Source organism: Roseibium hamelinense (assembly GCF_007830545.1).
In the GTDB taxonomy this organism is placed as follows: Bacteria; Pseudomonadota; Alphaproteobacteria; order Rhizobiales; family Stappiaceae; genus Roseibium; species Roseibium hamelinense.
In genome coordinates, this window is record NZ_VLLF01000001.1 from 148010 (window position 1) to 160318 (window position 12309).

At 57.2% G+C, this 12309-nt stretch carries 14 protein-coding genes; 10 read left to right on the top strand and 4 right to left on the bottom strand.

Annotated elements, in window-relative coordinates:
- Positions 1 to 160: 160 nt before the first annotated feature.
- Positions 161 to 1486, top strand: coding sequence for a L,D-transpeptidase family protein (locus tag JM93_RS00705; RefSeq protein WP_145340141.1), 1326 nt, complete (start codon positions 161 to 163; stop codon positions 1484 to 1486).
- 112 nt (positions 1487 to 1598) lie between these two features.
- Complete coding sequence (locus JM93_RS00710) at positions 1599 to 1844, top strand: DUF6898 family protein (RefSeq protein ID WP_145340142.1); 246 nt, start codon at positions 1599 to 1601, stop codon at positions 1842 to 1844.
- A gap of 50 nt (positions 1845 to 1894) precedes the next feature.
- Here the strand turns inward: JM93_RS00710 and JM93_RS00715 are convergent, their stop codons facing one another.
- From JM93_RS00715 to JM93_RS00730, 4 genes are read right to left on the bottom strand one after another with little or no spacing between them, the layout of a single operon-like run.
- Positions 1895 to 2752, bottom strand: coding sequence for a GGDEF domain-containing protein (locus JM93_RS00715; protein ID WP_170230457.1), 858 nt, complete (start codon positions 2750 to 2752; stop codon positions 1895 to 1897).
- 32 nt (positions 2753 to 2784) lie between these two features.
- The gene (locus tag JM93_RS00720; RefSeq protein ID WP_145340144.1) at positions 2785 to 3180 is read right to left on the bottom strand and encodes a DUF1987 domain-containing protein; all 396 of its coding nucleotides are present in this window, start codon (positions 3178 to 3180) and stop codon (positions 2785 to 2787) included.
- Between the two features lie 12 nt (positions 3181 to 3192).
- The gene (locus JM93_RS00725) at positions 3193 to 3744 is read right to left on the bottom strand and encodes a SiaB family protein kinase (RefSeq protein ID WP_145340145.1); all 552 of its coding nucleotides are present in this window, start codon (positions 3742 to 3744) and stop codon (positions 3193 to 3195) included.
- A 13-nt stretch (positions 3745 to 3757) separates the two neighbouring features.
- Positions 3758 to 5338: a SpoIIE family protein phosphatase gene (locus tag JM93_RS00730; RefSeq protein ID WP_145340146.1), complete on the bottom strand. Its 1581-nt coding sequence runs from the start codon at positions 5336 to 5338 to the stop codon at positions 3758 to 3760.
- Positions 5339 to 5628: 290 nt separating this feature from the next.
- On the opposite strand from JM93_RS00730, the gene JM93_RS00735 reads away from it, so the two are divergent.
- The 8 genes from JM93_RS00735 to thiL all read left to right on the top strand — a co-directional run bounded on the left by JM93_RS00735 (position 5629) and on the right by thiL (position 12225).
- Complete coding sequence (locus JM93_RS00735) at positions 5629 to 6321, top strand: ABC transporter substrate-binding protein (RefSeq protein ID WP_145340147.1); 693 nt, start codon at positions 5629 to 5631, stop codon at positions 6319 to 6321.
- A gap of 185 nt (positions 6322 to 6506) precedes the next feature.
- Positions 6507 to 7820, top strand: coding sequence for a serine hydroxymethyltransferase (gene glyA, locus JM93_RS00740; protein WP_145340148.1), 1314 nt, complete (start codon positions 6507 to 6509; stop codon positions 7818 to 7820).
- A 36-nt stretch (positions 7821 to 7856) separates the two neighbouring features.
- Positions 7857 to 8333 carry a transcriptional regulator NrdR gene (nrdR, locus tag JM93_RS00745; protein ID WP_145340149.1) on the top strand — a complete coding sequence of 159 codons (477 nt, stop codon included), beginning with the start codon at positions 7857 to 7859 and terminating at the stop codon, positions 8331 to 8333.
- Positions 8334 to 8374: 41 nt separating this feature from the next.
- The gene (gene ribD, locus JM93_RS00750) at positions 8375 to 9511 is read left to right on the top strand and encodes a bifunctional diaminohydroxyphosphoribosylaminopyrimidine deaminase/5-amino-6-(5-phosphoribosylamino)uracil reductase RibD (RefSeq protein ID WP_145340150.1); all 1137 of its coding nucleotides are present in this window, start codon (positions 8375 to 8377) and stop codon (positions 9509 to 9511) included.
- Positions 9511 to 10125, top strand: a complete 615-nt coding sequence (locus JM93_RS00755; RefSeq protein ID WP_170230522.1) for a riboflavin synthase — start codon at positions 9511 to 9513, stop codon at positions 10123 to 10125. Before ribD ends, JM93_RS00755 begins: the two co-directional genes overlap by 1 nt.
- 128 nt (positions 10126 to 10253) lie before the next feature.
- Positions 10254 to 10703: a 6,7-dimethyl-8-ribityllumazine synthase gene (ribH, locus tag JM93_RS00760; protein ID WP_145340152.1), complete on the top strand. Its 450-nt coding sequence runs from the start codon at positions 10254 to 10256 to the stop codon at positions 10701 to 10703.
- A gap of 6 nt (positions 10704 to 10709) precedes the next feature.
- The gene (gene nusB / locus JM93_RS00765; protein ID WP_145340153.1) at positions 10710 to 11225 is read left to right on the top strand and encodes a transcription antitermination factor NusB; all 516 of its coding nucleotides are present in this window, start codon (positions 10710 to 10712) and stop codon (positions 11223 to 11225) included.
- Between the two features lies 1 nt (position 11226).
- On the top strand, positions 11227 to 12225 hold the full coding sequence (gene thiL, locus JM93_RS00770) for a thiamine-phosphate kinase (RefSeq protein ID WP_145340154.1): 999 nt from the start codon (positions 11227 to 11229) through the stop codon (positions 12223 to 12225).
- The last annotated feature ends 84 nt before the right edge of the window (positions 12226 to 12309 follow it).

Below are 12309 nucleotides of genomic sequence, written 5' to 3' on the forward strand. Positions count from 1 at the left end.
GATGGCGGAACGCAACGGTTTCTGCGCACCTTTCGGGTCTGAATGTGATTTGTTAATCATAGTGGTCCAAAAAAGGCGCAAACGGGATTGGCGTTGAGGAAAAATACGGCGAGTGTTGCCGGACCTTTGCGCAGCAAATACGGGTGAAACGAGGTTGATCATGGTCACTTTCCGGAAACAGCCGGATTTCCTTCAAACTGTCTTGGGCTCCTTTAAGGAATGCAGCCGGTCTGCGCTGCTTGCCTTTGCAGCCCTGTCCGCCAGTGTGATCGCGCCGGGCGTGGCTTTGGCCGAATCTCCTCTCGAAGCACTTCGCAACTACAATCAACGGGTCGAATGGGAAGACAATTTCCAATCGACGGTTGAATCTCTTCAGGCCATGAAATCCGGCGCGCCCACGCTGTCGCCTGAAACCGCAAACCATATTGCGGTCGCCATCGACCAATATTCGCGCATCGTGCAGATGGGTGGTTGGGGCACAGTTTCTACCGAGGGCCGCCCAATCCGCATTGGCGCCCGGGACAAGCGCGTGGTTGAACTGCGCCAGCGTCTGATGGCCTCCGGCGATTTGGAACAGACCGCAGGTATGTCCAACACGTTCGACTCCTACGTGGATGCTGGTCTGCGACGGTTCCAGTTGCGGCACGGCCTGATCCCCGACGGGGTTCTGGGGCAGGGCACCATCGAAGCATTGAATATCCCCGCTCAGGTTCGTTTGCGTCAGCTGGAAACCAACCTGGTCCGGTTGCGTTCGATGTCCGGCTTTCTCGGCGACCGCTATGTGATGGTCAATATTCCGGCTGCTGAAATCGAAGCTGTCGAAAACGGCCAGGTGCGGTCTCGGCATACCGCGGTGGTCGGCAAGATCGACCGCCAGACGCCGATCCTGACCAGCAAGATTTATGAACTGAACTTCAATCCCTATTGGACAGTTCCGGTCTCGATTATCCGCAAGGACCTCATCCCGAAAATGAAGGAGGATCCGCAGTATCTTCAAAAGAATGATATCCGGATCCTTGACTGGAACAGCGGTGATGAATTGAGCTGGCAGCAGATCGACTGGAACACGGACGAGGCCACCAAGTACCGGTTCCGCCAGGATCCGGGCAAAATCAATTCGCTCGGCTCGGTCCGGATCAACTTTCACAACAAGCATCAGGTCTACCTGCATGACACACCGTCAAAAAGCTTGTTCGGGTCCGACTACAGGTTCCACTCGTCCGGCTGCGTACGCGTGCAAAATGTCCGCGAACTCGTGACCTGGCTTCTGCAGTCCACCACTCCGGACTGGAACCGGGCCCGGGTTGACGAGGTCATCCGCACGGGTGCCCGGGAAGATGTGAAACTGAAATCCACCATCCCGCTCTACATGACCTACGTAACTGCGTGGGCGAATTCCGATGGCGTGGTGCATTTCCGCGAAGACATCTACAACCGCGATGATCTGTACAGCGCAGCGCCGGTTGACACGCAGGCGCGCCTTTAGGCTTTGATACGAAGCGATTTGGCGAGGAAGAGGCGGGGATGATTTCCCGCCTCTTCTGTTTTTTGGCCGCAGTCGGCCCTATACTCAGGGGATCGTCATTAGGTCGGCCAGAATGTCTTCAAACACACCGCGCGCGGGCGAAGTCTATTTCGAGTTTCAACAAGTCGGGCAACAGATCCGGGTTGCCGCGATTGATGGCGCGACCGGGATTGAAGTGGTCGTTTTCGGACCGCAGCAAGCGCCTCAGCGTGATCTGGAACAAATCGCCTTGCGAAAATTGCAGCGCCGCCTGCAACGCGAGAAATCGGATGTTGACCCGTTCCGTAAACAGGACGGGCGGGGTTTCGGAACGTTTTGAGGCTTTGGCCGCAATTACGGCAGACCGGCAGTCTTTAACGCGCTGGCCACTTAATCACTGGCGGGCATTCGTGTGAGGATGACCTGATTCCTGCCGTTTTCCTTTGCCTCATAGAGCGCTTCATCGGCTGCATTTATGATTTTCGCGACCGGATCCGCTTCGCCGGCCTTGCGGTCCGGCAACGCACCCTCAAGCGCGCACACCCCAAAACTTGCAGTCACCTTGAATGTGGTTTTTTCGGTCTCGATGGGGGTTTCCGCAACAAGCCGCCGCAGACGTTCTGCCAGCCTTTCCGCGTTTTCAGCATGTGTCGCGGGCATCAGGATGCCAAATTCCTCGCCGCCGATCCGACCGATCGAATCGCTCGGGCGCAAATTGCAGCGCAGTGTCTCGGTGATCTCTTGAAGCGCCTTGTCACCGCCGGCGTGACCATGCGTGTCATTGACTGACTTGAAATGGTCAACGTCGAGAACGGCTATCGCTAGCGGTTCAAGCGTTCTTTTGCGGCCGTTCACTTCGTAGCCGCACAGGTCCAGAAAATGCCCTCTGGAAAACACCCCGGTCAGAGCATCTGTTGTGGCCATGATCCGGAATTGTTCAGCCAGTTCGGCGCGCGCCTTGACTTCGCCTTGCAGCTTTTCTTTGACCGAAATCAGTTCTTCCTGCATCCGGTCACAGAGACGCACCATGCGTTTTTGATCCCGCACGGCACGCTTGTAGGCGCGGGAGAGCGACTTCACCAAACCGGTTGCGTGAGTGAGATTATCGAGAGCTGCTTCTGCATCCAGAAGGATGCGGTCTTCTTCGTCAAACAGAGTAAAGTCAGCTTCGTCCTTGCCGCCGGCCTTGAGCATGGCCTGATCCTGTTCGGCTTCAGGTGTGCTGAGACCGTGCGGATCTGCGTCCATCGATTTCTCTTTTCGTTTGGGCACCGACTTCATCAGGCAGTGAGATCCGGTTTCAGGTTGAACGTCGCACTTTCGAAATCCTCGGAAAAGTCCTCACCCATTTCCTCCATGGCGTCGTCATCCGCGTCATAGTGCCAATTTACTGTAACGGAGCGTCCATCCTCGGCGGCTTCCTCCAGCATCTGAAACATGTTCATGATCGCTTTGGCGCTGGATGAATTGAAGTAAATCAGGCGAATATCAACAGTCACAGACGGGCCGTCTTCGTCCGACAGCCAGCCTTTCAACGTCTTCAGGATCGGGCCGTAAAACAGGCTCGCATCTTCCGGATAGCTTTCACCAGACACTTCGAGGGTGCCTGTCGCCGGATCAAAGGACACCTTGGGGGACCGGGGAGTCTGGTCGATGTTGAGAGCGGTGTTTTCCATCTTCTGCTCCCCTCAAATATAGGCTTTCAGCACGAAGAACTGCCGTTCCTCGTCCAGCGTCATGAATTCAAACTGCAACGGAGCGCTTGCGCGCCTGGCGATCTCCAGCAAACCGATTGTCCCGCCTTCGCTTTGTTCCTCCGGCTCTTCCCGGAGCTTTTGTTTATAGTGCTGCCGCAGCTCCGGTTCATCCATGCTGACGATTTCGTTAAGCCGGGCCTCGAGTTTTGGGGCTTCCGACTGCTTGACAGTGTTGCCGCAGATTACGAAAAACCGGGTGTCTTCTATGCCTACCGCGATCACGCCTGCCGACTGCCGGTCGCGTTTATCGTCCGTGTGCCACTCTTTTTCGTCGGAATAGCGGATCACGTTCTGCACCTGCTCAACAAATACGGAGAACACCCGCCGGACGGTTTTGCTCTCGGTGTTCTTGATTTCGAGCTGTTGCTTGACCGTGCCACCAAGGGAAAACAGGAGTGCTTCGGACAGATATCCAGAATAGGCAAACAGGGTGTTGCGCTTTTGCAGCTCGTTCCGGAATGTCAAAATGTCTTGTGCAAGCATGGATTCACTTTCGTCAGGCGGCGTTTTGGGCGCGCGAAGTGTCGGTGAGAGGCGTTACTGCCAGCACGGTGTAATCGTCGCGCGGGGGTTCGCTGCCGCGGAAGGCATGCAGTTGCCGGTCCAGGTCTTCAAGCTGACCCGTCAGGTCGATATTGGAAGTGGTCGCCAGGACATTGGCAAACCGTTTGCGCCCGAACGTTCTTTTCGGAGCCCCTCCAACATGATCTGTGGTGCCGTCCGTTGTCAGGTAATAGCTCTCGCCCGGCTGAACGGCGCGCGTTGTGACTTTGAACGCGTCCGGCTTGCGCAAGCTGCGGTAGGCGAGGCGATGCCGGTCAGCGGAAATACGCTCCACTCCTTCGTCTGTCTTGACCAGCAGCGGAATGCCGGCCCCGGCATAGCAAATAGTGGCGTCATTCTCGTCAAAGATCATAAGGGCGGCTTCAAAGCCATCGTCAGTGGCCGTCGGGTCGTTCGGGTCGGCCGGCATGTCTTGTTTGAGCCGCTTGCGGACGCTGTCGTCCAAGGCCAGCAAAATTGTCTCGGGATCGTCACTCTGCTCTTCTTCCAAAAGCTGTTCCAGGGCCGCAGCGACGACGACGGTGATCAAGGCGCCTGGCACGCCGTGACCGGTGCAATCCGCGATGAACAGGAAAAGCTTTCCATTGCGGCGCGAGGTCCAGACAAAATCACCGCTCACTACCTGTAAAGGTTCCCAAAGGACAGCTATGTCGCCGACGCTTTGCCGCGCTTCCTTGAGGTCTGGAAGAATGCCTTCCTGAATTTTGCGTGCGTAATTGATGCTTTCCAATATCTGCTCATTGGCGTCGGCAAGGGCCGCTTCGCGGCGGGTCACCCGTGCCAGGGCAGTGTTAAGCTGTTCCATCGTCGTGTTGATTTTCCGGGCCATCGGGCGAAAAATGATGATCACCTCCAGCGCGATCACGATCAGCGTGGCAATCCACATGAACATGCTGAAGCGTGACAGCGAGGCGATCGAAACTTCGCCCTTCTTTTGCAGCTCGTAGACCAGTTTGTTGAGTTTTTGCGGCAGCGTCAGATACGCAAGCTGGACCAGATCCTCGATCTTCTTTTCAGACAGTTCACTGCCAGATGAGATCCCGTCGGCAAGACGGACATACTCACGGACGAGCTCATCGAGAGATGGCACCCCGCCGTAAAAGGCCCTGTCTATGCTCTCGTCCATATCACGCGCGACGAGCGGATCCGGCGCCCCGGACCGACACGACAATCCCTCTTCGATCGAAGACTGAAGCCTGTCCACTTTGCCGTTCAAAAGCGCGACATGGGCTCGCAGCAAAAGATCGGCACAGCCCTTGATCACGTCCCGGCTTTGCGCGTTCAGAACAGTTTCAAAACGGAGCATGTCCTGCGAGACCATGGCGATGCGCTGGCTGAGCATGCGTTGCCGTCCGGCAACGTTCACCTCAACGCCGATCCGGTTCTGCTCCTGAATCAGAAGGGAAGTGGAATACCAGATCCCGGACGCAAGCAGGCCCAGGATCAAGAGACCCAGGCTGTACGCGATTGTCGGCAAATTCCGCGCATCGGTTATCCATGACGCAAGCTTCATGCAGTCTCCCTGACCTAACGGGAGCCTATCGGCGAAACTGTAAATAAAAGGTACGTTTTGAAAATTATTATCTTGATGGAACAGTGTTTCAGGGTATCGCGCTCATTGGTTTACGGCCGACGAGCCTGCCGGTCCATTTTTGAACGCTAAAGCCGGAATTCTTATTTGTCGGCGATCTTCATACGTTGCGTCAGATGGCTTTGCTCGTAAAAGTAAGTTCAGTAAATATTTTATAATTCATGGCATCGGAATTGTGTTTTGGAGTTTTCTATTTTTGAGAGCTTGGGTTTATGCGCTTACTTGCTGCCTTTATTGTGTTTGCCGGGGTGGTTGTTCCGGCTTCGGCAGATGATCACGAGTGCCCCGGTCAGCTCGCCACCGTTGCCGAAACCGCATTGAACCGTATTTTGCTGGCTCATGTCAGGCCGCTCTATGCTCAACTAGGTTGTGACCTTGACGTGGTTGAATATCCTGGCCGCCGGGGGGTTCTGGCGTTTAATGCAGGCAAGGTTGACGGCGAACTCTATCGGTTGCCGGTGATTGAAAGCAGCTATCAGACAGCATTTGTGCGCTCTTCCGTTCCCATTGTGCAATTCCACCAGGCAGTCTGGACCCGGGAAGGTCGCGGGGCGCTGGACCGTTCGAGCCGCATCGGTTTTGTGATCGGCCGGAAATGGCATGAAAATTACGCGGAGGCGCACGCAGATACCTTCAGTTTCGTGCGGTACGTTGACGGACCCAACATGTGGTCCCACTTCGTTTCAGGAAAAATTGATGCGGTGCTGGCGATCGATACCACCATCACCGCACTCAAGCGCCGAGATGTGCTGCCAGATGACGTTATGCCAATCCGTGTTATCGGCGAAAACGCCTTGTTTCACTATCTGCATGCAGACTATGCACCTTTCATGGGTGCCCTGGATGCAGCGCTTGAAAAAGCAGAGGCGCTGCGGCCACCTGTGAACGAAAGAGCCGGCAACTAAAAAAGCTCAGCAGGGCGTCGGTTGTCGTTTTTGAGAGTGCGCTGCGTCGGTATGGCCCTTGGTTGTTTTGCGCAAGCATGCTAGTCCCACGGCCTAACGACGCAGGGTCTTGCGCCTGCAATCCGTGACCGCCCGCCGCTGCCAAAGCCGGGGCGACCCATCAACACCGTGAAAAGGATGGTGCCATGTCCCTGACCGATGCCGAAACTGGCCAGACAACACATTCGGACTTTTTTACCCGCGGTCTTGCAGAGGCAGATCCCGAACTGTTCGGCGCCGTTCAAAAGGAACTTGGCCGCCAGCAGCATGAAATCGAACTGATTGCGTCTGAAAACATCGTCTCCCGTGCTGTTCTGGAAGCGCAGGGATCGGTGCTGACCAACAAATATGCGGAAGGGTACCCGGGCAAGCGTTATTACGGTGGCTGTGAGTTTGTCGATATTGCAGAAGAGCTGGCAATCGATCGTGCAAAAAAACTGTTCGGCTGTGAATTCGCGAATGTTCAGCCAAGCTCGGGCAGCCAGGCAAATCAGGCCGTTTTCCTCGCGCTGATCAAGCCGGGTGACACGATCCTCGGCATGAGCCTGGATGCAGGCGGGCATCTGACCCACGGCGCCAAGCCAAACCTGTCCGGCAAATGGTTCAACGCGGTTCAATACGGTCTCGACACCGATACCGGCCTGATCGACTATGACGCGCTGGCCGCACTTGCCCGCGAGCACAAGCCTCAGCTGATCATTGCCGGCGGATCCGCTTATTCGCGCCAAATCGACTTTGCCAAGTTTCGCGAAGTGGCCGATGAGGTCGGTGCATACCTGATGGTCGATATGGCGCATTTTTCCGGTCTCGTAGCAGCCGGTGAACACCCGAGCCCGTTCCCGCATGCGGACGTTGCAACCACAACGACCCACAAGACCCTGCGCGGCCCGCGCGGTGGTTTGGTGCTGACCAACAAGGAAGACGTTGCCAAGAAGATCAATTCGGCTGTTTTCCCGGGGCTTCAGGGCGGGCCGCTCATGCATGTGGTTGCTGCAAAGGCCGTTGCCTTCGGTGAAGCGCTCGACCCGAGCTTCAAGTCCTACATCAAGTCCGTCCGCCAAAATGCACAGGTTCTTGCAGAAACGCTGCGTTCCGGCGGAGTTGAAATCGTCTCTGGTGGCACAGACACACACCTGATGCTCGTTGACCTGCGCCCGAAAGAGCTGACGGGCCGCGACACGGAAAAGGCGCTCGGCCGGGCCAACATCACCTGCAACAAGAACGGTGTTCCGAACGATCCACAAAAGCCGATGGTCACGTCCGGCATCCGTCTTGGCACGCCGGCAGCAACAACACGCGGCTTCGGTGTGGCTGAGTTTCGCGAAGTCGGGCTCTTGATCAGCGAAGTGCTTGACGGGCTCAAGGCCGGCAATCCGGAAGAGGGCAATGCCGATGTTGAAGCGGCTGTGAAGACCAAGGTGATTGCGCTGACGGACCGGTTCCCGATATACCCGGCATAAGGCTCATGACGAGCCGCTGATTTGCTGGAGATGTAAATGCGCTGTCCTTATTGCGGTGGGGAAGATACCCAGGTCAAGGATTCCCGCCCCACCGAGGACAACACCACCATTCGCCGGCGCCGGGTGTGTTCCACCTGCGCCGGCCGTTTTACGACCTTTGAGCGTGTTCAGTTGCGCGAGTTGATGGTGGTCAAGAGATCCGGCCGACGGGTCCCGTTCGACCGCGAAAAACTGATGCGCTCGGTTCAAATCGCTGTCCGGAAGCGTCCCGTTGAGCCTGAACGGATCGATCGGATGGTCAGCGGCATTGTCCGTCAGCTTGAAAGCTCGGGCGAGAGCGACATTCCTGCAGAAATGATCGGAAACCACGTTATGGAAGGCCTGAAGGGCATTGACGATGTGGCCTATGTCCGGTTTGCCTCCGTTTATAAAAACTTCCGGGAAGCCAAGGACTTCGAGGCGCTGCTGGATGAATTGAGCGGCCCGGAGGAACAGCCGGTGCAAGACCTTTAGACCCATTCCGTTGATTTCTGTCCTTTTGCATATTTCTTGCCATGACCTTTGATGCCACCACCGAACTTCGATACATGGCCGCAGCAGAGCGGCTTGCCCGCCGCGGCCTTGGAAAGGTCTGGCCCAACCCGCCGGTTGCGTGTCTGATCGTCCGCAAAAACGAGGCGGGCCAGCCGGTCATCGCCGGACGGGGTGTCACGTCGCCGCCGGGCAGCGCAAACGGATCCCATGCGGAGGTCAATGCGTTGCGTGCCGCCGGTGATCAGGCGATGGGAGCAACGTGTTTTGTCACTCTGGAGCCCTGTTCGCATTACGGACGCACGCCGCCCTGTTCCCTTGCCTTGATCAACGCCGGCGTCGAACGGGTTGTCATTGGAATGCGCGATCCGAACCCGCGTGTTTCCGGGCGGGGCGTTCAGATGCTGCAAGATGCTGGTATCGATGTGGCCGTCGGCGTGCATCAGGCGGCCTGCGAGGCGCTTTACCACGGATTTACGTCGCGCATCACCATGCAAAAGCCGCATGTTTTTTTGAAGCTTGCTGTCTCCAGGGACGGGTACATCGGCAAAAAGGGCGCCGGACAGGTCAAGATTTCAAGCGATCTTTCCATGCGTCATGTCCACGGCTTCCGGGCGACCCATGATGCAATTCTGATTGGTATTGGCACGGCACTTGCCGATGATCCGCAGCTGACCTGCCGCCTTCCCGGCATGGCCAAACGGTCTCCTGTGAGGGTGGTCCTGGACCGAGAAGCCCGCTTGCCGCTTAATTCGAAACTGGCCCGCACGAGCCCGGAGGTGCCTGTTTGGCTCATTTGCGGCAATGATGCGGACCCTGACCGTGTCCAGGCGTTGAGCGCTTGCGGGGTGCTCGTGATCCGGGTTCCGGCAAACAACGGCCATATCGAGATCGAGACGGCCTTGCGGGCGCTCGCAACCCGTGGAATTACACGGGTCATGGTCGAGGGCGGGGCACGTGTCGCACGCGCTTTCCTGGAGGCTGGGGCTGTCGACGACCTATGCGTTGTCACCGGCAATATCGAGTTGGGGGAAGGCAGCGTTCCAGCGCTTGCCGGCATGGAACTTGACGCTGTGCTGTCAGATCCCACATTCGCACGGATCGACGCGGGCTGCCTAGGCGATGACCGCTACCTGTATCTCAGACGGCGTGGAGATTAATCTTGTTCACTGGCATTGTAACCGATCTCGGCGAGATCCAGAGTGTCGAAAAAATCCCGGCCGGCCTGAAAACCCGCATTGGAACGACTTACGACCCGGACACGATCGATATCGGCGCGTCGATCGCCTGCGGCGGCCCGTGTCATACCGTTGTTGCCAAGGGCAAGGGGGACAACCGTAACTGGTTCGAGGTGGAATCGGGTGCAGAGACGCTCGCGCTGACGACAGTTGGCCGCTGGGCACCTGGCATGAAGATCAATCTCGAACGGTCACTTTCAATGGGAGCCGAGCTGGGTGGTCATCTGGTCCTTGGCCATGTTGACGGCTTGGCGACCATCACCAAACGCGAAGACCATCCCGACAGTGTCTATTTCCAGTTTGAGGCACCTGCCGAACTGGCACGTTTCATTGCCAAAAAAGGCTCGGTTGCCCTAGATGGCACATCGCTGACGGTGAATGAGGCCGACGGGAACCTGTTTTCCGTTTTTCTGATCCCGCACACATTGGATGTGACCACATGGTCGGAGCGTAATGTCGGCGACAAGGTGAATCTTGAAGTGGACATGATGGCCAGATATGCCGCGCGGCTTGCGGAATTTGCAAAGCAGGCGTAAGGCAGAGCCTCCGGATTTACCAGAATAAGTGATTGTGCCCCGCGCAGGCCTGCTGTGCGGGAATCAGGCTAGACAAATCGCGGTGGGCATGGTTCCTCTCGCGGCCTTAAGGAAGTTGATTGGATCCCATGACAGCTGCACCAAAACTTTTGATCATTGAAGCCCGTTTTTACGCCGATCTTGCCGATGCATTGGCGGAAGGTGCGATTCAGACGATCGAAGCCGCCGGCGCGAGCTATGAGCGGATTTCGGTTCCAGGCGTCTTGGAGATTCCGGCAGCGCTGTCCATGGCCCTGACAGCCATGGAAGGTGATGGCACATTTTACGACGGGTTTGTTCTGCTTGGCTGTGTCATCCGGGGCGAAACATCCCATTACGATATTGTTGCGAACGAGTCCGCGCGTGCGGTCATGGATCTTGCGATTGATGCCGACCTGGCCGTCGGAAACGGTATCCTGACAGTTGAAAACGAAGAGCAGGCTTGGGCCCGCGCCCGGGTGAGCGAGAAGAACAAGGGCGGCGGAGCAGCACAAGCTGCGCTGGAGATGATCCAGCTGCGCGAACGCCTGGGAGTATGACCTGACATGACCGAAAAGGTCGAAAAATCACAACCGAGATCCGTTAAGCCTGCGAACAAGCGCGGCGTGGCCCGCCTTGCGGCCGTTCAGGCGCTGTATCAGATGGATGTCGGTGAAGTGCCGATGACAAACGTCATCAGCGAGTTCACCGCCTTCCGGCTGGGCAAGGAACTCGACGGCGAGCAATATCGCGAAGCTGACGAGCAGTGGTTCAAATCCATCGTCTCCGGCGTTGTATCGGACCAAAAGCTGATCGATCCGTTCATCCACAAGGCGCTGGTTGAAGACTGGCCGCTTAAGCGGATCGACAGTTTGCTGCGCGCCATTCTGCGCTGCGGATCCTTTGAGCTTTTGCGCCGTAAGGATGTTCCGCCGAAAGTGATCATCACCGAATATATCGATGTTGCCAAAGCCTTCTTTGAAGGTGATGAGCCTGGTCTTGTAAACGGGGTGCTGGACCGTCTTGCCCACGATCTGCGCGAGGCAGACCTGGGCAATGCAAAGGCAGACGGCGGAGCCTGATATGGCCGTGGAGCGGCCAGGAGAGTTCGAGCTCATCAAGACCTATTTTGCACCGCTTGCGCATCATCCGGGCAGTGCAGGTTTGACAGATGATGCTGCCGTGCTGGAACCCAGCCCCGGGATGGACCTGGTTCTGACCAAGGACATTCTCGCAGCAGACGTACACTTTTTCGCTGAAGACCCACCCGAGGCGATCGCGGCCAAGGCGCTTCGGGTCAATCTGTCTGACCTTGCCGCCAAGGGCGCCGCCGCGCGCGGTTATCTTCTTGGCATTGCCCTTCATCGCGATTGGACGGCGGAATGGATGCAGCGGTTTTGCTGCGGGCTCAGCGCGGATCAAGCCGCGTTTGATCTGGTGCTTTATGGGGGTGACACGATCCGGTCGGGCAATGGCCTTCAGGTCTCCATAACGGCGATTGGAGAGGTGCCCACAAACCGTGCTGTGCGCCGGTCGGGTGCGTCAAACGGCGATGCGCTGTTTGTGTCCGGCACGATCGGGGATGCGGCAGCTGGCCTCAAGGTTCGGTTGGACAAGGGATTTTCGTCGCGGGGGGGCTTCTCATCCGCGCAGGCAGATCATGTTCTGAACCGGTATCTTCTGCCGCAGCCGCGCACACGTTTGGCACCTGTTGTTGCCGAATACGCCTCGGCGTCCATGGATGTATCGGATGGCCTGCTTGCTGATGCAGGGCATCTCTCGGCAGCCTCAAATGTCGATATTGAGATTAGACTGGATCAGGTTCCGCTTTCGCCTGCCATGCATCAGCTGCGCAAAGCAGACTTTGCCGCCTTTCTCGGCTGCCTGAACGGCGGCGACGACTATGAGATCCTTGCAGCCGTTCCCGCTGAAAAAGCCGACGCGTTCCGGCTCGCAGCCGAGGCCGCGCAGTGTCCGGTCAGCCGGATTGGCAAAGTGCGCGAAGGGTCTGGCCAAGTGGTCTTGCTCGACGACGGTGTTCCAGTTGATGCGACAGGGCCGAAGGGATTTCTGCATTTTTGAGGCCTCAAGCGCCTCTCCCTGGTAATTTGGGGCTGCCGTGAGCCGCGCTGTGGTGTAGTCAAGGGGCCGTCCTAAGCCTGCCTT

Excerpts from the sequence above, each read along its gene's own strand:
- nusB (WP_145340153.1), top strand. The coding sequence starts at position 10,710 with ATGACCGAAAAGGTCGAAAAATCACAACCGAGATCCGTTAAGCCTGCG.
- JM93_RS00710 (WP_145340142.1), top strand. The coding sequence starts at position 1,599 with ATGTCTTCAAACACACCGCGCGCGGGCGAAGTCTATTTCGAGTTTCAA.
- JM93_RS00730 (WP_145340146.1), bottom strand. The coding sequence starts at position 5,338 with ATGAAGCTTGCGTCATGGATAACCGATGCGCGGAATTTGCCGACAATC.
- JM93_RS00720 (WP_145340144.1), bottom strand. The coding sequence starts at position 3,180 with ATGGAAAACACCGCTCTCAACATCGACCAGACTCCCCGGTCCCCCAAG.
- ribD (WP_145340150.1), top strand. The coding sequence starts at position 8,375 with ATGACCTTTGATGCCACCACCGAACTTCGATACATGGCCGCAGCAGAG.
- JM93_RS00725 (WP_145340145.1), bottom strand. The coding sequence starts at position 3,744 with ATGCTTGCACAAGACATTTTGACATTCCGGAACGAGCTGCAAAAGCGC.
- ribH (WP_145340152.1), top strand. The coding sequence starts at position 10,254 with ATGACAGCTGCACCAAAACTTTTGATCATTGAAGCCCGTTTTTACGCC.
- glyA (WP_145340148.1), top strand. The coding sequence starts at position 6,507 with ATGTCCCTGACCGATGCCGAAACTGGCCAGACAACACATTCGGACTTT.
- JM93_RS00735 (WP_145340147.1), top strand. The coding sequence starts at position 5,629 with ATGCGCTTACTTGCTGCCTTTATTGTGTTTGCCGGGGTGGTTGTTCCG.
- JM93_RS00705 (WP_145340141.1), top strand. The coding sequence starts at position 161 with ATGGTCACTTTCCGGAAACAGCCGGATTTCCTTCAAACTGTCTTGGGC.
- JM93_RS00715 (WP_170230457.1), bottom strand. The coding sequence starts at position 2,752 with ATGGACGCAGATCCGCACGGTCTCAGCACACCTGAAGCCGAACAGGAT.
- thiL (WP_145340154.1), top strand. The coding sequence starts at position 11,227 with ATGGCCGTGGAGCGGCCAGGAGAGTTCGAGCTCATCAAGACCTATTTT.
- nrdR (WP_145340149.1), top strand. The coding sequence starts at position 7,857 with ATGCGCTGTCCTTATTGCGGTGGGGAAGATACCCAGGTCAAGGATTCC.